This window comes from SAR324 cluster bacterium (assembly GCA_015232315.1).
GTDB lineage: Bacteria > SAR324 > SAR324 > SAR324 > NAC60-12 > JADFZZ01.
On record JADFZZ010000017.1, the window covers coordinates 48,783 to 68,219 of the forward strand.

Here is a 19,437-nt window from a genome sequence, read left to right on the forward strand (position 1 = left end):
GTTACGTCGCTAAGAATCGTTCAGGATTGGGTGTTTGACGATAACTGATTAAGACAACCCGAAAAACGCATTCTCGGACAGCCTCCTAGTTTTGAGCGTCAACATTACATGCCCCGCAAACGCCAAAAACCGTATGTTTGACGGGCACGTAATCCTGTCCTGCCGTTGAACTGAACAACCCTGGCCATCCCACCAGTCAAAGTATTTTCCACACATTGTGATCTCGCTTACCTCACAAATATTAGTAAAAATCCATTGACACTATATTTTTGTTAGCATATACGAAGTTTAGTTATTTACTCTTACATCCATAAATTATTATCCTGGTCATTCAACAAATTTTCGGGAGGTAAAAAATGAGCGTGGTTGAAGCATTGATTTTATTTGCGATCCTGTTATCTACGGCCTTTTATCTGGTACAAAAGTTCAAAAAAACACTTTCAGGCTCTGGTAGTTGTTGCTCAGAAGGTTGTTCTGGCGCAGAAAAATCAAACTCTTCCGGTTGCGGACAGGCCAAGGGAAACAGTGAATTTATTCTAAAAACCAACAAGGAGACACTATGAGTGAACACATCAGCCTGCGAAATATGAAAATCAATGAAAAAGCAACCATTGTTTCAGTCAAGGCAACCGGTGAATTGGGACGACGAATTAGAGACATGGGACTTGTCAAAAATACCACTTTCCAGGTCATTGGAAGAGCACCCTTGAAAGATCCTGTTGCGTTACGTCTGAAAGATTTCACCTTAACGTTGAGAAACAAAGAAGCGGATCATATTCTTGTTCAACTCAGTGCATAACCTGAATTACTCCTTCCCTTCATAATTCGCATGATTATACCCCGTCCATCTCTTGCGGCGGGGTATAGAATCTTTTAGATCTCCCCAATTTTATTCAAAGGATACTCGTATGGATCAATTGAAAGTTGCCCTGGCTGGAAATCCCAATTGCGGCAAATCCACAATTTTCAATGCATTAACAGGTTTAAAACAAAAAGTAGGGAATTACCCCGGCATTACTGTCTCCAAACATGAGGGACAAGCGACAATCAATGATACGTTGTTGAACATTTGTGATTTACCAGGGGCCTATTCGTTGACCCCTTACTCTCAAGAAGAAATCGCTGCCAGAAATCATCTCATCAATGAGCGACCGGATGTGATTATCAACGTGGTGGACTCCAACAGTCTGGAACGAAACTTATATTTTACGTTGCAACTTCTCGAACTGGGCATCCCGCTCGTTTTGGGATTGAACATGATTGATGAGGTCCGCAAAAAAGGCATTACGATTGACTCAAAAAAATTATCCAGTTTGTTGCGGGTTCCAGTGTTGGAAACCGTTGGGAAAACAGGTGAAGGAAAGACAGAACTCATCACTGAGGCCATTAGAAACGCTAAAGAAGGCAAAGGTGTTACAGTGCCCTTGTATATCTCGTATGGCGCAGATCTTGATCTCGCTTTGCAAAAAATGGAAGATGTGATCATCAAACATAACTTCATGAACGGCGCTCTCCCTGCACGATGGACTGCGATTAAATATCTGGAAGGTGATTCTCATGTGATTTCCATGGGTTTAAGGGAACGGGAAACCCATAAACAATTGGAGATAATTGTTGCTGAAGTTACAGATCATTGTAAAAAAACTCTTGATACAACACCTGATGAAGTGATTGCGGACTATCGCTATGGTTATATCGCGTCTATCCTCAATGAAGGGATCATCTCAAGAAATAACCGTGCTGAACGACTGGAATTGAGCGACAGGATCGACAAGGTTCTGACCAACAGGTTGTTTGGTCCGATCATTCTGCTGGGCGTTTTATATGGAATGTTTGTTATGACATTCACCGTAGGCGCGATTCCAATGGGATGGTTGGAAACCTTTTTCGGGTTTCTGGGCGATACCGCTACAAATCTGATCCCCGAGGGACTGATTCAATCGCTGGTGGTTTCTGGAATTATTGATGGCGTAGGAGGCGTTCTTGGTTTTGTCCCATTGATATTATTTATGTTCTTCATGATTGCCTTCCTTGAGGACTCCGGTTATATGGCCAGAGTGGCCTACATTCTGGATCGTATCATGCAGGCGGCAGGTTTGCATGGAGCATCGGTGATGCCCTTTGTCATTTCCGGAGGGATCGTTGGTGGATGCGCTGTGCCAGGAGTAATGTCAACCAGAACCTTGAAAAGTCCAAAGGAAAAATTAGCGACGATCTTAACATTGCCCTTTCTAACCTGTGGCGCCAAAACACCCGTGGTACTGTTGCTGGGCGCGGCATCTTTTCCGGAATATGGACCACAAGTGTTGTTCGCCAGCGTTCTGCTGGGTTGGACGGTTGCGCTGGTTTCAGCCAGAGTCTTGCGTTCTACTGTAATCAAAGGGGATTCGACACCATTTGTGATGGAACTTCCCCCCTATCGATTGCCAACACTGAAAGGTTTGCTCATTCATACCTGGGAACGAGCCTGGAACTACATTCAAAAGGCCGGGACGGTTATTTTGGCCATATCCATTTTGCTATGGGCGGCCATGACATTTCCGCAACTGCCAGAGGCACAGGTTCAGGAATTCCAGCATCAAAAAGTGGCACTTGAGGAAACGCTGACAGACAGTTTGACCGCTGAAGAAAAGGCTGAAATCGAGCAAAAAATGTTAACAATTGATAACAATCAGGCAGGCACAGCCTTACGTTATTCCTTAGCGGGAAAATTAGGCACTGCTTTAGAGTCAGTCAGTTCTTATGCTGGATTTGACTGGAGGGTGAATATCGCCTTGATTGGCGGTTTTGCCGCAAAAGAAGTCATTGTCTCCAGTCTGGGCACCGCTTATAGCCTGGGAGAAGTAGACGCGGAAGCATCAGAAGCATTATCCGACCGATTGAGAGCAGATCCCAATTGGACATTTTTAACAGCAGCCAGTTTGCTGGTGTTTGTCATGTTGTATGCGCCCTGTTTCATTACAGTTGTGGCGATCGCCAGGGAAACTTCGTGGAAATGGGCAGGGTTCAGTATCGTGTGCAACACGATCATCGCCTATGTATTAGCCGTAGGTGTTTATCAAATTGGTTCGTTGATACTTCAAATCAATTGACCCCAGTTCATTCTCCTCTTTGAAGAAATAGTCCTCATAAGCCGCAAAACTGATTCAACATGTTTTTGCGGCTTTTTTGTTTTCCACCAAAACAATCTATCCTTATAAAGTTAAAATTGACTTTAGCGCCCTCGTAATTATAAATTCCCTGAATATTTGCTCGCACCAGGAGATCAACTTGTTTGAAGTGTGTCATCTTGTCCCTCTTAAATGGTTGGTGCTATGGTCTCCCGTATCAGTCATTAATAAAACGGAATAATTTTTATGCTGGAAATATTCTTTGAACATAGAAAAGCGCTTTTCGCAGAAATGTTGGGAACCTTTGCCCTGGTCTTGGTCGGTGCAGGCTGTGTGATCATGGAAAATCACACAGGAATGTCACATTTAGGATTGCCTGATGGAAAGGTGGGTCTCACTGGAATCGCCTTTGGCCATGGATTGACCTTGATGGCTATGATCTTTGCTTTAGGTTCTATTTCCGGAGGCCATTTTAATCCTGTGGTTTCAGTCGCGTTCTGGTCCCAGAAAAAACTGAACAATGACTTGTGTATCGGCTATATCGCCGCCCAGTTTGCTGGCGCCATCGCAGCGGCCTTGATGCTCGCGGGTTTCTTTCCCGATGAAATTGCGCTTGCGACGCTGGGAACACCAGTTCTGGCTGCAAAGGTTTCTCTTGCCAAAGGAATGTTTTTAGAGGGATTGATCACATTTTTGCTGGTGATAACCATATTGTTTTCAACCCATGAGGATAATCCTCATCGAGCGTTTGCACCAATCGCGATTGGCATGACTTTAGTCGGATTGATCCTGTTAGCGGGTCCGATGACGGGAGGATCTGCCAATCCAGCACGTTACCTGGGGCCTGCACTTGTCTCCTTGAACCTCAATCATTTTTTTCCGTACATGTTTGGGGAGTTTGCGGGTGGATTGATTGCGGCGTTTGTATTCAGTCTCATCCAGGAAACTGGATTTCCGACCTTCGTAAATCTGACGGAATCTCAAACAAAGAAAAAAAACAATACCGTATCCCGACCTGTTGAAGCAGCTTCTTTGAAAGAAACAATTCAAGTCCCGACATCGACTGAAACGGTAAAACCCGCAACTGCCCCGGATAAAAGTACCGTTCGAAATGCATACAACTTATTGAAAAATGGTCAACAGGCAGAGGCGATTACAGCGCTCAAGCATCTGTTGTCAGAGTTCGCCCAATGTGATGCTGAAATACAGAATCGTATTCTAGGACTTAAAATTATTTTTGAAGAAGAATTGGGACCAATCAAAGACCTCGAAGGCTTCAGTCAACTTACAGCTAAACCAGCCTGATTGACAATGTGCTAAACCCGGGAACATGGATCATTGATTCAGATCATCAGGAAAGGGCAGGAAAAACGTCTGTTGAGCCAGATAATCCGTCTCAAAACGAACGATCCAGCTTCTCAGGAGATGTGCCATTACACTGAAAGATGATTTTTCATTACGATAACTTTCCAGGGCGTCCAGAAAAAAAGCTTTCTCCCTTGCTTGCAACTGTTTTGAAAAATAGCCAAGTGCATGCATCAAGGCATTGATGTTATTGCTGATCCTGGCTGGTCTGGAAAGTGCTTTTTTTAGTTCACTTTCATAAAGTGACAATATTGTTGAAATTTGCATTTTATCCGGATTAGCGACAAGTCTTCCCAAAACCCTCATCTGTGCCTGGTTGTAGGCCATCAGTAACAGCTTGTTTTCTGATTGAAACTGAACCAGTTCAGCCATATTTTTTGATTGTTTTACCTGTCGAAATCTTGCCAGAGTGAAAAGTTTTGTCAAAAAATGCTCCCTGATTCTGACATCATGCAATCGTCCTTCATCTTCAATGGCCAAGCCCTCAAACTTTTGCACTACCGCCTCAGCAAATAAACCGGAACTTTTCCCAATCGGGATTTTTGAATCAATCGCAGGGAAAATTTTTACATCCTTGATTCCACATGAAGGAGAACGCCCCTTCAGTAGAAACCCATCCACATCGGCCAGTTCATTGACAAAAGAGTGAGAGAAATCTCTCATTTTTTGTGTAAAATCCAATCCCGTCGCAGGTTGTTGCAGAATTTTCTCCTGATGATTCATCACAACCCTGATGGGTTCCCGTGGTATTCCCATACCGATAGCGACTTCAGGGCAGACTTTTTTGAAATCAACGTACTGATTCAATTTTCTGACAAAATCATTGGGCATCGCCTGTCCATTATATCGGCAGGATTCAAACTCCAGACATTGGGAAACAACAACAACGGGACGAATTTGGTTCATGGTATGACTCAGGAGAAAATCAGTGATTGAAATATTTATTCTTGTTCCTTGATATTCAGGATCTCACAAATCCGGTATTTATGCTCCTTGTTGCCCGAACATAGTAGATCTATCATTTCCAGTTTTTGTGCATCAGTCAGAATCACAGGTCGTTTTTTCCGGATATCCAGATGTTTCACCTGATTCAATCCGGTTGTTACTGATTCCGAAATTCCCACCATCCCTGTTACGATGGTTTCAGACAGTTCAGCAACGCCTGTAGCCACTGTCTCGGAAAGTCCCACAACACCTGATGCCAGAGCTCCCGCCGTGGAAATAAAGTCCTTTATGGTTTTACTCCCACCTTTTTTCCCCTGACTTGAAATCCACATTGGCAACGAGACGGATTGCTCCAAACCAAGTTTATCGGGAGTTATATTCAAGGCCTCCATCAATTTTGTGATTTTACGTTTGGGTATCGCTATCTTGCCTTCTTCTATTTTGTGAATCACCTGGCCCGCTGAATTTTCTGCATAACCTATTTCCATACCAAGCTCTTTCTGGGTCAGGCCCTTCTCAAGTCTGGCTCCGCTGACGATCTCCCCAAGGAGTTTTAGAAATTGTTTTTCTGGTTTCATAGTTATTTTATAGTTAAATTTTGACTATTTTTATTTAGTTAATAAATAAGTATTGACTTATTAAAACAGATAAACTACTATTTGATCACGATAAACAACAAACCAAATCAATCTCATAATTTTGGAGGAAGTATGAATGCAACAGAAATCAAAAACAAAGTAGAACAAACGCTGGAAAACACTGTGAATGCTGTTGAGAGCATCCATAAGACACTGGTCAACCATCCCTTTGAACTTCTTGAAAGTGTGGAAACCTTCAAGACTCCAGTTCAAAAAGCTCGAGCCTTACATGATAAGGCCACAGAAAGTGTCTATAACCAGATCAGGAGTATCAATAAAATATTGAGCAACTACCTTTCAACCTTGATACCTGAACCTGTATCGGCCTCACAAGCCAAAGCACATTCTTCAACAGCTAAACCAGCTAACAAGACAAAACCTCAAGCAAAAAAAACAACCAGTAAAACAACAGCAAAGAAAGCTTAATTTCTAAACACAACAATTTAATTACTAAGGAATGTATGGAAAAGCTGAATGAAATCAATAAAAAAGTTCATGAATTTACATTACAAAATGTTGGACGTGTTGAAGAAGTCTATCACAGTGTGAGTGACAGAGTGTTTGCCTCTATTGGACAGGTTGACGTCCTTAAAAACATCGCCACAGATATTAAATCCATGGAGGGACGATTGTCCAATGATGTTTTTACAAATATCAGAACTATCAGTAAGAAATCTGAAGAATTGATTACCGATATTTTGAACAAACTCCCCGGAAAAGCCGCATAGGGTGTCTGGTGCGACACCATGAACCACACCAGTGGTTCATTTTTGAAAGGAAAGAGGTTTCCTCCCCTGGTCTCTTTCCTTTCCCTCTCTCAATCATTCCCTAAAAAACCAAGCGTTTCTGAAAACTTCGAATCATCTTGTTCAACTGTTTTGAAGACGCCATTCCACCAACAAAACGGTCGGGTCTTAACAGAACAAAATCAATGCCTTTGATTTGTTTAAAATATTTTTCCAAATCACCATACACATCAATCACGCGGACTAATCGAGCATCATCCATGGGGGTTGGCGATTTATTCAACAGTTTGTCTATGGAAACAATCTGGATGTAACTCATTTCCATCGCCTGACAAGCAATGATCGAATCCTGATTCAATAGATTCAACGGATTCAAATTCCATCCCAGCAAAGTAAAATAAGGCCCCATACAATCATCAAGGAGTTTTCTTTCTCCGCTGACAAGCTGAATGGATGGCTGGATAAAAAGCTGACCCACATAATCCTGATCATTTGACGAGGTAGATACTACGATACTATTTTTTCCCAAGGGAATTTTGGGTGTAGGTTTCAAGGCCTTATCAAACAACCATTTATTCACAAGGGCTGAATTATTGAAATACTTGATCAGGGAGTCCCGTAAAAGGGCCATGACATTGCTGGAATAGGTCAACATTTCCAGATTCATGCGTGCCATCTGAATTTCATGTCTGATCAGATGTCCCCGTTCATTGTCATAGCTATTGAGCAGATCTTTTCCTGCTTTGCCTTTAATCAATAACACGACCTTCCAGATCACATTAAGCACATCCTTGAACCCTGAAATCACGCCCTGTCCAGCAAAGGTCGGAATCATTCTGGCCGCATTTCCCAAGAGCACCACCCGGCCTTTGCATGTATGATCAACCGTCTTTGCATAGACATTATATATCTGCTTATGACTGATATCCGGGGTACGGTCTCCAATCCAGGGATTTAGCAATTGATGGATTCTCTCAGTCTGTAAAAGGCTCGCTTCGTCTTCCCCGGGCAACACCAGAAATTCCCATCGTCGATGTCCCATGGGCAACGGATAACAAATGGCTGGACGCTCAGGATTACAATGAAACTCGATATAATCTGTCGGCAAAAAATCATGTTCTGTTTCAACAGTAAGCCATTTGATACAATAATTATTTGTATTAAATTTTTCCCCGATCAGTTTTCGGACAGTACTGTGTTCACCATCACAACCCAGTAAAATCTGGGTTTTAAACTCATGAATTTCTCCATTTTGATTTTTGTATTGAACGAGTAAGCCATCCTCCTGTTCCTTAAAGGCTATCAACTCCGCATCAGGAATCACATGCACATGCGGATATTTTTTCAGATTCGCCATCATATTCGATTCCAGAACAGGTTCCAGAAACGTATTCAGGCGATAATGACCGAAGTTTTTTTCATTGGCCGCAGGCACAATTCGATACAGGGTTCCGAATGTGGAGGATAGAATATGGAGTGGTACCCCTGTGTGAATGCTATCGCTGGATTGATCAAGTAAATCGATATTTTGTAGAATACGAAGTCCTTCATCATCAATCAGTACAGCGCGTCTTTGAAAAGACGGTTCTTTTTTTTTCTCAAGTACCTGTGTCTTGATATGATATCGCGCTAATAAATTTGCAGCGAGCAAACCCGTTGGGCCACCACCAACAACAGTGACTGGAATATCTTTCATAGTTTTTGGTTTCTAAAGAACATCTTGAGGAATTTTCCAGAAAAAATTCTAATTGTTTATCTCGTCGAAAAAAATTGGCTTCAATGTTCTCTAAAATACTCGATACGAACTGTCCATGTTTTTATGTAAAAAATTACAAATATCATTTCATTTGACATTCATCATTCAGTTCCTGCATGCATATTGTAAGGAGAATAATGTGTATTTTAAAACTCTGTAATCAACTATCTGAGGTCAGACATGGAATCTTTGCTCAATGAAGACATGCCCGCCAACGCAAAAAACTGGATCGCTCATGCCATTGCTGGAATGGCCATTGCGGATGGACGTGTAGACTCTTCTGAACTGGTGTTCTTAAAAGAAGCCATGTCTTTTCTGAATGATCGGGAATCCATCAATAAAATTCTAACCTTCGTAAAACAGGGAAAAGTTCCTGAACTTCCCGCCATAAGCCTCGATAAAAACGCGGCATTTTCCATATTAAAACACTTGACCCAAATTGCCATCATTGATGAAGATCTTCATGAAAATGAAACTTCATTTTTACACTCAGCAGGTGAAATACTTGGATTTCCGCCCAGTATCACTGAAAAATTTTTATCCATTGCCCACAAAAATCTGGAATCTCGAGTTGCCAGAGGATTGCTAAAAGTTCAGGGATCCCAGGAAGAGGTGCGATGCAAAGACATGACGCTTACTGGTTGCATGGTGGATCTGGATTATGTGGTCAATCCCATGACTGTCGGAGAATTACAGGTTTATGCAAAAAATAACGAAGAAGAAATGTTGTGCAGTGTGATTCCCTGCATTGTAAAATGGTTTCGGAAAAAATCATCCGGGAAAATCGCCATCAAGCTTGAGTTCAAGGAAGAAATAAATGTAAATCATGGTGTTCTGCAGATTGTTGATCCTGACTCCTGTATTATTGGCGCACAAAAAGAACTGGTTACAAAATCATCAGCTCTTGCCGGAAGATATGTCCAGTGCCGTATTTGCATGACATCAGAAATCCCCTTCTGGTCGTTGCGTCCTGGAAACATGATTCCTGAAACCAATATTTTCTGGGTTCCGATCTATACAGAAGCCTACAAAGGCAAGGAACTTTGCAATTTCAATTTACAAAGAATCACAGTCTGCCCCAACTGTTTTTTTGCCAGTGACATTCTACATTTTTTTCATTTGCATGGTGAAATCCAGATGCCGGCAAGTTTTGATGTTAAATTATTTTCAGTCAGGTGGAAAGAAACCATTAATGGACGAAAATCCATCTTGAGGGGCACATTGGAAGAACTTCTTTCAGAAAAGCGTCCCCTAGAGCAGGCTATTGCCACCTATACCATGGCCGTTTACACGCATGATTTATTATCACGTCAGGTTCAGATGACTTTTTTTCATCAGCAACAATCAATTTTTTATTTATTGATTCAGGCCGATCTTTACATGCAGATCAACAAAAAGCATGAAGCCGAAAAAAATTTAAGAGAAGTGATCAAACGGTTGGAATTGATCATGCTGAAAACCAAAAGTGTGTTCTGGATTCAAGCTGTAGAACAGTTAGCCATGATCAAACTCTATTTTCAGGAAGATAAAGGGGTTTCCAAACAACTGACCCAACTGGAACGCTACAAGGAATCTCACCCGCCCAAACCCTCAACAGCGGAAGACGAAGCCCTTGAAAAAGCAATTGAGTCCCTCAAACAGGCCAATCTGGACCCACAATCCTATTGGAGTTCAAAACGTTCCCACTTTCATAGAAATCAATGACCCCGCATTGTTCTCCGAACAACTTGAAAACAAATCAATCAATGGCTTGAAACGTTCCTTAAACAAAAATGTCCAGCACCAGGACATATACGATGGGGCGTTCCACATCCTCCCTGATCACATGGGTGATTTCATACCCCACATTCTCATAAATAAAACGTTCGCCCTCGACCAACTGATTCTCCGTAAGCCACAATTGTATGGTTTCCTCATATTTCAGGGCACCATGAACATTTACCAGAATTTTTTCTGAAGATTCGCTCATATTTTCATTATTAAGGATGGAATTGATGGTTGTAATGCCACTCCGGCATTTTTATTGAGACTTTAATAATCGAATCAAATCTCGCCTTGAAATCACTCCAACCAATTGTTTGTCATCATCCACCACAGGAAAACTGTGAATACTGGACTGTGCCATCAGTTCCAGAACATAAGTCAGCGGATGCCATGCTCTGACTGTCACAAGTTGGGAAAAAATATGTCGAATGGTTCGTTCCTGAGCAATATTTTCATAGGGTCGCGGATTTCTCAGGTCGGTTCCAAACACAATAAACGCTTTTAGAAAATCGTATTGTGAAACAATTCCAATCAGTTCCTTATTTTCAAGCACGGGAAACATATTGAATTGATATTCATCAAACAATAATTCCAAGTCATGGATACTCATATCAGGATGTACCGTGATCACATTTCTGGTCATTCCATTTTCAACCTTGCCATTCACAAAATTTTGCATAAGTCCTTTACCGGAAACCCAATTTTGGGGATTATTTTGAAGATTCTATGGTGATATTGTCAATCAAACGAGTCTTACCCACCCAGACCGCGGCAACAAACAAGGTTTGTCCCTCAAAATGTGACTGGGGTTCCAGGGTTTCAGGATCAACAAAAGTGGCGTAATCCAGACGAACTGAGGAATGTGTCAGGATTTCCGCGTGTAGAACACTGATGATTTCTGAAAAATTATATTTTTTTTCCTCCAGGACAAGAGACTTTGCCAGTTTCATCGACCGTTGGATTCCCAGGGCATATTCTCTTTCCGCTGTTGACAGATACCGGTTGCGCGAACTCATGGCCAGGCCATCTGGTTCCCGATGAATCGGGGCTTCGATGAGTTGAATTGGAATATTGAGATCCCTGACCATTTGACGGATGATCAAACATTGCTGATAGTCTTTTCTGCCAAAAATAGCCACATCAGCTTGAATGATATTGAACAGTTTCAAAACAACCGTGGTCACCCCTCTGAAATGCCCGGGTCGGGATGCGCCTTCAAGTTTTTGGCAGACGGGCGTTTCTGGTATGACCCAGGTTCCATAACCTTCAGGATAGATCTCTGATACTTCCGGCGTAAAAAAACAATCCACGCCCGCACGTTGGCCAAGCCTCACATCATTTTCGAGAGTTCGGGGATATTTATTAAAATCTTCATGCGGTCCAAACTGTGAGGGATTCACAAAGATAGTCATGATCACATGATCGGCAACAGTTCGAGCCTGATGAACCAGACTCAAATGGCCTTCATGCAACGCACCCATTGTAGGCACCACTGCGACCTTGCCCTTCAAGGCGGAGCGATATTTCCGGAAGGCTTCGATGGATTGAAAGATTTGGCTGTTCATAAATCACATGGAGTTATTTTTGATCAAAAGGAAACTTGAAGATATCGGCTCAATGTTGAAATATTCCTGTCATCTCAAAATTCTGAAAGTTTTTCCTATCGTCGAAATGACACAAATGCATCTCCGGATTCACATCATAACCATGAAACACTATGAAAATTCCTGATAAAATGGAAATTCTCCGTTGGCTTTTGATACTGTTTTTTTTTGGAATGACAGGTCTCGGATTTTATTTAAATTATCAACGTGCCGTTGTCAAAAATAAAGTTCCGATGACTGAACAATCCTTCCGTCAGGATTCGCCCAACTCAGAACAGGAGCGTTCTGATTATATGAATTCCCACTAACGCGACCACAACGGAGATATCCAGATTTCCAATTGGCGGAATGGTTCTGCGGATTGGCGTCAAAACAGGCTCACAGACTCTGCTCAGAAACCTGTTGACAGGGTGCAACGGATCAAATTGAATCCAAGACATAACCGCATAGCCTAGCAAACAAAAACTGTAGAGACCTAAAGCAGCGTCCAGGACTCGGATCATGGATACAAAAAGTGATGTCATGATTCTCCTTATATTAGAAATATGAGTTAGTTTTTACGAGGTTCCACCGCTTCCATCAACACCCCTCGAAAACCTGATTTTTCTAAAGCCAGCAAGGATTTAGCGGCCCGTGGAGTTTCTTCCAGCAATGAATTTTTATACAAAACAGGACTATTTTCTGACTGTTTCAGCCCCTTCACCATTCCATGCATCACATGAATAATGGCTTGTGCGGTTTCTTCTCTTGAGAGCCCCAAGGCACCGCCACCATCAGTCAGTGCTTCAATCAGAACACTTCCAGTCAAGGCTCCCAGATGAAAGATTCTTTCCAGAGTATCCAACTGATATTCAGTGTGAACCTCCTGAATGAAGGAAAACATCGACAGGCATTGCCGCACCTGATTCATGTCCTCCCTATCCACCAGTTCTGATCCTGTCAAGGCGATCACAGAATCCTGAGGATTGACAGGATGATTCGAAACACATTGCACCATTTTATGCGGATTGATTTCCTGAGTCATCCGGGCAAAGGACACATCATTTTTTAATAAAACCAGAATATGCCTGTCCGCAATCAATAACCTGATCCTGGTCAGCAAGGGTTTGAACTCGAGGAACGTTGAATCCATGAAAATCAGTTTACACTGACTGAAAAGTTGATCCAGATTCCATTCCACCCGAGTGCCAGGCAACAAAGCATTTTCCGGTAATTCTGTCAGCGGATGGATACAGAATACCGGCGTGTTCCGGAATTTCTGCCCTTGGGACACGGCCTGCAACCTTTTGCCAAAAGGACCCCAACCGATGAATCCCAAAGTGCCCAACTCTGCGTCATTCATGATTTCATGCGTTTTGAGTTCAACCACGTTGCCCAAAGATAGCCCTCCCTATACGAATCATGGTTGCCCCTTCACGAATGGCTGACGGATAGTCGTCACTCATTCCCATGGATAGCTCCGTCAAGCCCTCATATCCCAAATGCTGTTTCATTTTAGTTTGCCAATGACTCAACTCCCGAAATCCGGCCTGAGTAGCCGCCTCCTCCAGGGTAGGATCGCCAATGGTCATTAAGCCTCGCCAGACGAGGTGTTTGCATTGCAGCAGGGTGGTGCCAAGTTCCAGAACATCGTCATAGCGACACAATCCTTCCTTGGAATCTTCTCCAAAGATATTTACCTGTATCAACACTTGCATGGTCCAGCCAGCTTCAGCGCATTTTTTTTCCAGCAATGCGGCCAGATCCTTCGAATCCAGTGAGTGAATCCAGTGAAATTTTCCAGCGCAAAATTTTGCTTTGTTTTTTTGAAGATGTCCGATCAGATGCCATTCCACATCGGCCCTGTTCAACGCTTCAATTTTAGGAATGGCTTCCTGAACCCGATTTTCCCCAAATTGAATATGGCCAGCTTCCACGGCCAACCGGATGGCTTCTACAGGATGGGTTTTGGAAACAGCGATCAAACGGATTGTTTTGGGATCGCGTCCAGCCTGTAGGGCCTGATGGGTGATGTTTTGCACAAGGTCTTTCAGGTTATTTTCAAGGGAATACAAATTGGTCATGAGGTGTTTATTTCGCGGGTTGTGCTTGCAGTTTCCACAAGCCCAATTGATTGGCCTGCGCGTATTTTTCGGCATTCTGATAATCGACATGGTATTTGCCCGGCGTGTCTTCCAGAAGATAAAACGACCAGCCATTTTTGATCAACCATTCGTTGATACTGGTATCACTGGCCCAAAGCTCACCCACCATACGATAAATTTTATCCAGATATTTATACTCGACCCGAACCCGGCGCCCATAAAACAGTTTGCCAAGTTCATAAGCCACCTTTTTTTTGAACCAGTCATTATAAGCCTTGCCCTGACTGATGGATTGCTCTGGTGACACAAAACGCAACCATACTCTGATTTCCTGACGGGAAATATTAAGATTGTTTTTGGACAATTTAAAGGTCCATTTTCGAAATTCAGATTTGTCATCAATGCGAATCCAGATGCTTTCCGAATCAGAAACTCTCCCGACCACACCTTCCAGCATATCAGGAAAAGCCTGCCCGGATTGATCGCCCAGGCTATTGAATAAATTGCTTCGGCTTTCACTGAGCGACTGAGCCTGTGTGTTGAGCGCAGACAAAAAGAACAGGATCATAAACAGGGATCTGGCAGCCATCATGATGTTCCTTGTGAAATTGATTGATAATGATGCAAGGCCTCCAACAACCGCATAATCTGCTCTTGTTGATTATGAACATGCAGGCAGATTCTGAGACGCTCAGTTCCGGCGGGAACGGTCGGACTTAAAATCGCTTTGACCGCAAACCCTGATTTTTGCAGAAACAAGGCTGTCTGTCTCGCCTTCTCATTTCCAGGAATGAGTGCCCCCTGAATTGGACTGTAACTCTCAAGAAACGATATAGCAGAACCGGAACGGAGTTGCGACCGAAAAAATCTGATCCGTTCATGAAGGGCCTCCAGCATTTCCGGATGTTGTTCCAGAAAATCATAGGCGCATTGAATGGAAATCAAACTGTGTGCGGGAAGGGAGGTACTGTAAATCAGGGATCTGGCATGATTGATCAGATAATTTTTCAAAATTTCCGGACCAAGCAATATTGCGCCGTGACACCCCATGGCTTTACCAAACGTATGAATCCTCGCAAAAATCTGACTCTCCAGTCCCAGTTCAACCACGCGCCCCCGGCCCTGTGGACCAAAAACCCCGGTCCCATGGGCTTCATCCACAATCAGCATTGCGCCTGTTTCCTTACACAGTGAGGTTAACTCTGTCAGCGGCGCAAAATCACCATCCATGGAATATACCGATTCCACCGCAATGAACACTTGCCCGGAAGCCTGCCGCAGTTTTTCTTTCAGATGGTTCAGGTCGTTGTGTCTGAAGGAAAAATGCCGGGCAACTCCAAGTCGTAGACCATCACGGATCGACGCATGGATCCATTGATCATACAGTACCGTATCGCCTTTTTGGGGGACACAACTGAAAAATCCCAGATTGAGGTCATAGCCGGAATTGAACAATAAACCTGACGAAGCCTTATGAAAGGTTGCGATACGTGTTTCCAGCGCTTCAGCCAGGAGGCTGTTTCCGCTGATCAGTCTGGAGCCTGTGGAACCTGTGGCCGGAGGCGACAAGGCGACCATTTTTCGCAAAACAGCATCATGCAACTCATGGGATCGGGCAAATCCCAGATAATCATTGGAACAGAAATCTATGAGGGAATGATATTGCTCCAACTGGCGAAGCAAACCTGCCTCCTGACGTTTCAGCAACAGGTTCTGGAGCAATTTTTCAAAGGAATCCACAAACGGTCCAATCAACCGTGATGATGGTGGTGGTGATCATGATCATGACCAATGGTGTATTCATTGACAGGTCGGGGTACCAGGCCAAGAATATCAAACATCTGCTGATCCAGATCCACATCAGGATTGGGCGTCGTCAACAGTTTTTCGCCGGCGAAAATGGAATTGGCTCCCGCCAGAAAGCACAAGGCCTGATCAGACATACTCATCTGGGTTCTTCCCGCAGACAACCGCACTGTTGATTTGGGCATGATAATCCGGGCTGTTGCCACCATGCGTATCATTTCCCAGATAGCGACCAGTGGCTGATTTTCCAGAGGAGTTCCTTTGACTGGCACCAATGCGTTGACTGGCACCGATTCAGGGTGTGGAGTCAAATTGGCCAGAGTGAACAACATGCCAATGCGATCACTGTGAGATTCGCCCATGCCAATGATGCCCCCTGTGCAAACAGAGATACCTGCCTCCTGAACATGTTTAATGGTTTTGATCCTGTCATTATAGGTTCTGGTAGAAATAATTTCTGAATAATAATCTTCCGAAGTATCCAGATTATGATTATAGGCGGCCAATCCGGCTTTGGCCAGTTTATCAGCCTGATCCTGATTCAGCATTCCCAACGTACAGCAAACCTCCAACCCTTCCTTGTTGACGGCAGTGACCATTTCCAGAACCCTGTCAAATTCTGAATTATCCTTAACATTTCTCCAGGCCGCACCCATGCAGAAGCGTGAGGACCCGTGTTCCCTGGCTTTTTTTGCGGCCTCAACCACCAGCTCCAGGCTCATCAGTTTTTCTGCGGGCAGACTGGTCTTGTGACGGGCAGATTGTGGGCAATAACCACAATCTTCAGTACAGCCTCCAGTTTTGATGGAGAGCAAGGTGCACTTCTGAACTTCTCGCGATGGATGGTTTTCACGATGAATGGTTGCCGCACGAAAAATAAGATCCATCAACGGGGTGTTGTAGATCTCGGTGACTTCGTCCAAAGTCCAGTTATGTCGGGTTTCCTGCATTGAATTTCTCTGATAGAGTTGGTGTCTTATGACAAAAAAATGGAAGCATGATGCTGTTTCATAAAAGAGCATCCACTTTATTTCAAGTTATTTCAGGGAGTGTTTCAGAAGGATAAATCATGCGGAATTGGCGATATACACCACTTTTCCATCACAATATTTGCAACGATAGCGATGAATGGCTCTGTTCCTGCGAAAAGCTGGAAGTTGCCAGCAGCCATTGACGCATTTTTTAAAATAGGGAGACTGTGAAAATTCTACAGAGTGGCAACGTTCCCCCGAGCAACCAAGCTCCTGGGCTTTGGCTCGCCAGACATTGTCATGACCATGACTGGGCCCCACGAGTGCATGAGCGATTTCGTGCAACAGGGTATCCGTGATTTCCACGTTGCCGGCGGATCTGACAAAACCACGGGACATCGTTATTTTTTTTGCTCGATAACGACAGTTTCCAGCCCTGCGACGGGCATTATCCAGTTCAAACCGCCATCCTCTCTGCCAAAGCCAGTGTTCCCGTAAAAGCCGTTCAGCTTCTGCCATGACACGCACTTCAAGGGGATCCTCAGATTTATCAGAATAGGGCTTTGTTCTAGTGTCAGAAGTTGAGGTGAGGAATGCTTTCTGCAGAAAACCAAAAGGGTTAGAGCCACTCATGAACGTCTCACGCAGGAAACATTTGTTTCAATTTATCAATCAGCGTTTTTGCGTCAAAGGGTTTGACGATATAGCCATTGACTCCGCTTTTTATGGCCGCCAGCACATTATCTTTCTTGGCTTCCGCAGTGAGCATCAACACCTTGATGGATTTATATTGTTCGTCTTCCCGCAATTTTTTCAAAAAATCAATCCCGTTCATTTTGGGCATATTCCAATCAAGAATAATCAATTGGAATTTATCTCGTTCATCACGGGGAATCTCCATTTTTTGCCATGCGGTTGTTCCATCATCGGCTTCAGTGACATTCTTCAATCCCTCATCAAACAGAGCTTTTACTACCACACGTCTCATTGTGGGTGAGTCATCAACCACCAGGATGTTTAAATTCTCGTTAATCGACATATTAAGGTCTCCTATAGTTTTTTTGCAAAAAAATCATGCTAGGAAATGAGACAAACTCTAAAAAAGAGCAAGAAATTTTATGATTTTTTTTACAGTGAGATTCAGTCTGATGTAAAAAACTTGTTTTGAACAGGGGTTGAGTTAGATATTGAAACCGTTATCAGTATCACAAACCTTTTGTTGCTGTAAATTTTCTGGTGACGGCAACCGAATCAAGCCATCGCAAGGTGTCATTCCGTGCTTGACACGGAATCCATCGGCGCACTCCTGGATCCCCGTTTTCACGCGGATGACATCGTGGCGGGCCACAGGATTTCATCACCAAATTATTTACAGCAGGAACCTTTTTAAAGGATGGCCTGATCATGTCATGGGATCTATCTCCACCAGAAAATTCAGCTTTGAAAGATCATGATGTCGCCCCGCAAGGACAACATCTGCAAGGAAAAAGGATCGCGCTTCTGATTTCCGGAAGCATTGCCGCCTATAGAACACCTGATCTGGTGCGGGATCTTCGTCGTGAAGGCGCGGATGTGGTGGTGTTTGCCACACAGGAAGGCCTCAGGTATGTGTCAAAAGAGTCGCTGGAATGGACCTCTTTGCATAAAGTCATCGACGAGTTCACTGCGGAGGCGGAGCATTTAAGCGATACTTTTCCGTTTGATGCCTGGCTGGTGGCCCCTGCCACTTACTCTGTTATCAATAAAATGGCCTGCGGCATTGCGGATTCCGTGGTGACTTCCACGCTGGCCTCCGCTCTGGGCAAACTGGAACGATTTCATAAACCTGTTTTGCTGGCTCCGGCCATGCACGGTTCCATGCACAACAGCATTCTGACCAAATCCATGGGAGAATTACAGCAGAAAGGTGTCATCCTGATCCCGCCACGTCAGGAAAATGGCAAAAACAATCTGCCATCCAACGAGATACTGACAGCTCATACAATCCGCGCCCTGAATCAATCGAAGCTCAACGAGAAATCAATCTTGATCACTGGCGGCCCCACCCCTGTACCCATCGACCACATCCGCCGGATAACGACCCATTTCACGGGTGCGCTTGCCATTGAAATTGCTCGCGAAGCGTGGTTTCGTGGTGCCGATGTCCATTTGCTTCTGGGAAAAGGAAGCAACACGCCCCCGGTATTTCTTCAATCACAGATAGTCTCGACCTTTGACGAGTATAAAACCCGGATTTTAGAAGCCTTGACACGTCAGACCTTTCATTGTGGCATTTTTTCCGCGGCGGTAGCCGATTATCAACCCGAAATGATTCATCCCGGAAAAATCCCCAGTGGAACCGCTGAATTGTCATTGAAGCTGGTTCCTACCCCAAAAGTAATCCAACTGGTTCGTCAACAATTTCCTGAACTGTTCATGGTTACTTTCAAATATGAGGAAAATCTGTCACATCAGGCTTTGATGAGCATCGCCCGAAAACGACTCGAACAAAATTATAACCTCGTTGTTGCCAACCGGGGTGAAGAATCAGGACCCCATGGGGAGCAGGTTGCCTGGTTGGTAGCGCCCGGACTTGAGGAAGTTTCTGCCACTGGTAAACCACAAATTGCCAAAGCCTTGATCAATTATCTGGAAAACAGCCTTTGAAA

Annotated in this window: 22 protein-coding genes; 8 read left to right on the top strand and 14 right to left on the bottom strand. The window is 43.8% G+C overall.

Annotated elements, in window-relative coordinates:
• Positions 1 to 356: 356 nt before the first annotated feature.
• The 4 genes from HQM11_12475 (at position 357) to HQM11_12490 (ending at position 4,415) form a co-directional block, all read left to right on the top strand.
• Positions 357 to 563: a hypothetical protein gene (locus HQM11_12475; protein ID MBF0351840.1), complete on the top strand. Its 207-nt coding sequence runs from the start codon at positions 357 to 359 to the stop codon at positions 561 to 563.
• The gene (locus HQM11_12480; GenBank protein MBF0351841.1) at positions 560 to 799 is read left to right on the top strand and encodes a ferrous iron transport protein A; all 240 of its coding nucleotides are present in this window, start codon (positions 560 to 562) and stop codon (positions 797 to 799) included. Before HQM11_12475 ends, HQM11_12480 begins: the two co-directional genes overlap by 4 nt.
• 109 nt (positions 800 to 908) lie before the next feature.
• Positions 909 to 3,092, top strand: a complete 2,184-nt coding sequence (gene feoB / locus HQM11_12485; GenBank protein MBF0351842.1) for a ferrous iron transport protein B — start codon at positions 909 to 911, stop codon at positions 3,090 to 3,092.
• A 264-nt stretch (positions 3,093 to 3,356) separates the two neighbouring features.
• A complete protein-coding gene (locus HQM11_12490) occupies positions 3,357 to 4,415 on the top strand; it encodes an aquaporin family protein (protein MBF0351843.1) in 1,059 nt (352 codons plus the stop codon).
• Positions 4,416 to 4,445: 30 nt separating this feature from the next.
• Here the strand turns inward: HQM11_12490 and HQM11_12495 are convergent, their stop codons facing one another.
• Together HQM11_12495 and HQM11_12500 are read right to left on the bottom strand one after the other, a co-directional pair.
• Complete coding sequence (locus tag HQM11_12495) at positions 4,446 to 5,381, bottom strand: DUF1722 domain-containing protein (GenBank protein MBF0351844.1); 936 nt, start codon at positions 5,379 to 5,381, stop codon at positions 4,446 to 4,448.
• A gap of 35 nt (positions 5,382 to 5,416) precedes the next feature.
• Complete coding sequence (locus HQM11_12500; protein MBF0351845.1) at positions 5,417 to 5,998, bottom strand: helix-turn-helix transcriptional regulator; 582 nt, start codon at positions 5,996 to 5,998, stop codon at positions 5,417 to 5,419.
• A 132-nt stretch (positions 5,999 to 6,130) separates the two neighbouring features.
• On the opposite strand from HQM11_12500, the gene HQM11_12505 reads away from it, so the two are divergent.
• Together HQM11_12505 and HQM11_12510 are read left to right on the top strand one after the other, a co-directional pair.
• Positions 6,131 to 6,484, top strand: coding sequence for a hypothetical protein (locus tag HQM11_12505; GenBank protein MBF0351846.1), 354 nt, complete (start codon positions 6,131 to 6,133; stop codon positions 6,482 to 6,484).
• 35 nt (positions 6,485 to 6,519) lie between these two features.
• Complete coding sequence (locus HQM11_12510; protein MBF0351847.1) at positions 6,520 to 6,786, top strand: hypothetical protein; 267 nt, start codon at positions 6,520 to 6,522, stop codon at positions 6,784 to 6,786.
• Positions 6,787 to 6,886: 100 nt separating this feature from the next.
• On the opposite strand, the gene HQM11_12515 is transcribed toward HQM11_12510, so the two are convergent.
• Positions 6,887 to 8,500, bottom strand: a complete 1,614-nt coding sequence (locus HQM11_12515; protein ID MBF0351848.1) for an FAD-dependent monooxygenase — start codon at positions 8,498 to 8,500, stop codon at positions 6,887 to 6,889.
• Positions 8,501 to 8,740: 240 nt separating this feature from the next.
• Between HQM11_12515 and HQM11_12520 the strand changes: the two genes are divergently transcribed.
• The gene (locus tag HQM11_12520; GenBank protein ID MBF0351849.1) at positions 8,741 to 10,264 is read left to right on the top strand and encodes a hypothetical protein; all 1,524 of its coding nucleotides are present in this window, start codon (positions 8,741 to 8,743) and stop codon (positions 10,262 to 10,264) included.
• A gap of 58 nt (positions 10,265 to 10,322) precedes the next feature.
• Here the strand turns inward: HQM11_12520 and HQM11_12525 are convergent, their stop codons facing one another.
• The 11 genes from HQM11_12525 to HQM11_12575 form a co-directional block, all read right to left on the bottom strand.
• On the bottom strand, positions 10,323 to 10,529 hold the full coding sequence (locus HQM11_12525) for a hypothetical protein (GenBank protein ID MBF0351850.1): 207 nt from the start codon (positions 10,527 to 10,529) through the stop codon (positions 10,323 to 10,325).
• 51 nt (positions 10,530 to 10,580) lie between these two features.
• A complete protein-coding gene (locus tag HQM11_12530; protein MBF0351851.1) occupies positions 10,581 to 11,003 on the bottom strand; it encodes a CBS domain-containing protein in 423 nt (140 codons plus the stop codon).
• A 31-nt stretch (positions 11,004 to 11,034) separates the two neighbouring features.
• A complete protein-coding gene (locus tag HQM11_12535; protein ID MBF0351852.1) occupies positions 11,035 to 11,889 on the bottom strand; it encodes a pantoate--beta-alanine ligase in 855 nt (284 codons plus the stop codon).
• A gap of 308 nt (positions 11,890 to 12,197) precedes the next feature.
• Positions 12,198 to 12,452: a YggT family protein gene (locus HQM11_12540; GenBank protein MBF0351853.1), complete on the bottom strand. Its 255-nt coding sequence runs from the start codon at positions 12,450 to 12,452 to the stop codon at positions 12,198 to 12,200.
• Positions 12,453 to 12,478: 26 nt separating this feature from the next.
• On the bottom strand, positions 12,479 to 13,306 hold the full coding sequence (locus HQM11_12545; protein MBF0351854.1) for a hypothetical protein: 828 nt from the start codon (positions 13,304 to 13,306) through the stop codon (positions 12,479 to 12,481).
• Entirely contained in the window at positions 13,290 to 13,991 is a 702-nt protein-coding gene (locus tag HQM11_12550) for a YggS family pyridoxal phosphate-dependent enzyme (GenBank protein MBF0351855.1), read from the bottom strand. Before HQM11_12550 ends, HQM11_12545 begins: the two co-directional genes overlap by 17 nt.
• Positions 13,992 to 13,998: 7 nt before the next feature.
• Positions 13,999 to 14,604: a thermonuclease family protein gene (locus HQM11_12555; protein MBF0351856.1), complete on the bottom strand. Its 606-nt coding sequence runs from the start codon at positions 14,602 to 14,604 to the stop codon at positions 13,999 to 14,001.
• Entirely contained in the window at positions 14,601 to 15,752 is a 1,152-nt protein-coding gene (locus tag HQM11_12560; protein MBF0351857.1) for an 8-amino-7-oxononanoate synthase, read from the bottom strand. Before HQM11_12560 ends, HQM11_12555 begins: the two co-directional genes overlap by 4 nt.
• Before the next feature lie 11 nt (positions 15,753 to 15,763).
• Positions 15,764 to 16,768, bottom strand: coding sequence for a biotin synthase BioB (gene bioB, locus HQM11_12565; GenBank protein MBF0351858.1), 1,005 nt, complete (start codon positions 16,766 to 16,768; stop codon positions 15,764 to 15,766).
• A gap of 117 nt (positions 16,769 to 16,885) precedes the next feature.
• The gene (locus HQM11_12570; protein ID MBF0351859.1) at positions 16,886 to 17,308 is read right to left on the bottom strand and encodes a SprT-like domain-containing protein; all 423 of its coding nucleotides are present in this window, start codon (positions 17,306 to 17,308) and stop codon (positions 16,886 to 16,888) included.
• 121 nt (positions 17,309 to 17,429) lie between these two features.
• A complete protein-coding gene (locus HQM11_12575) occupies positions 17,430 to 17,822 on the bottom strand; it encodes a response regulator (protein MBF0351860.1) in 393 nt (130 codons plus the stop codon).
• A 368-nt stretch (positions 17,823 to 18,190) separates the two neighbouring features.
• Here HQM11_12575 and coaBC point away from each other — a divergent pair, with 368 nt between their 5' ends.
• Entirely contained in the window at positions 18,191 to 19,435 is a 1,245-nt protein-coding gene (coaBC, locus tag HQM11_12580) for a bifunctional phosphopantothenoylcysteine decarboxylase/phosphopantothenate--cysteine ligase CoaBC (protein ID MBF0351861.1), read from the top strand.
• The last annotated feature ends 2 nt before the right edge of the window (positions 19,436 to 19,437 follow it).

Bases quoted from the DNA above. Each gene is read 5' to 3' on its own strand.
- HQM11_12535 (MBF0351852.1), bottom strand. From the start codon at position 11,889: ATGAACAGCCAAATCTTTCAATCCATCGAAGCCTTCCGGAAATATCGC.
- HQM11_12530 (MBF0351851.1), bottom strand. From the start codon at position 11,003: ATGCAAAATTTTGTGAATGGCAAGGTTGAAAATGGAATGACCAGAAAT.
- HQM11_12550 (MBF0351855.1), bottom strand. From the start codon at position 13,991: ATGACCAATTTGTATTCCCTTGAAAATAACCTGAAAGACCTTGTGCAA.
- HQM11_12570 (MBF0351859.1), bottom strand. From the start codon at position 17,308: ATGGCAGAAGCTGAACGGCTTTTACGGGAACACTGGCTTTGGCAGAGA.
- HQM11_12520 (MBF0351849.1), top strand. From the start codon at position 8,741: ATGGAATCTTTGCTCAATGAAGACATGCCCGCCAACGCAAAAAACTGG.
- bioB (MBF0351858.1), bottom strand. From the start codon at position 16,768: ATGCAGGAAACCCGACATAACTGGACTTTGGACGAAGTCACCGAGATC.
- HQM11_12500 (MBF0351845.1), bottom strand. From the start codon at position 5,998: ATGAAACCAGAAAAACAATTTCTAAAACTCCTTGGGGAGATCGTCAGC.
- HQM11_12490 (MBF0351843.1), top strand. From the start codon at position 3,357: ATGCTGGAAATATTCTTTGAACATAGAAAAGCGCTTTTCGCAGAAATG.
- HQM11_12475 (MBF0351840.1), top strand. From the start codon at position 357: ATGAGCGTGGTTGAAGCATTGATTTTATTTGCGATCCTGTTATCTACG.
- HQM11_12510 (MBF0351847.1), top strand. From the start codon at position 6,520: ATGGAAAAGCTGAATGAAATCAATAAAAAAGTTCATGAATTTACATTA.
- HQM11_12525 (MBF0351850.1), bottom strand. From the start codon at position 10,529: ATGAGCGAATCTTCAGAAAAAATTCTGGTAAATGTTCATGGTGCCCTG.
- HQM11_12540 (MBF0351853.1), bottom strand. From the start codon at position 12,452: ATGACATCACTTTTTGTATCCATGATCCGAGTCCTGGACGCTGCTTTA.
- HQM11_12555 (MBF0351856.1), bottom strand. From the start codon at position 14,604: ATGATGGCTGCCAGATCCCTGTTTATGATCCTGTTCTTTTTGTCTGCG.
- HQM11_12495 (MBF0351844.1), bottom strand. From the start codon at position 5,381: ATGAACCAAATTCGTCCCGTTGTTGTTGTTTCCCAATGTCTGGAGTTT.
- HQM11_12505 (MBF0351846.1), top strand. From the start codon at position 6,131: ATGAATGCAACAGAAATCAAAAACAAAGTAGAACAAACGCTGGAAAAC.
- feoB (MBF0351842.1), top strand. From the start codon at position 909: ATGGATCAATTGAAAGTTGCCCTGGCTGGAAATCCCAATTGCGGCAAA.
- HQM11_12515 (MBF0351848.1), bottom strand. From the start codon at position 8,500: ATGAAAGATATTCCAGTCACTGTTGTTGGTGGTGGCCCAACGGGTTTG.
- HQM11_12480 (MBF0351841.1), top strand. From the start codon at position 560: ATGAGTGAACACATCAGCCTGCGAAATATGAAAATCAATGAAAAAGCA.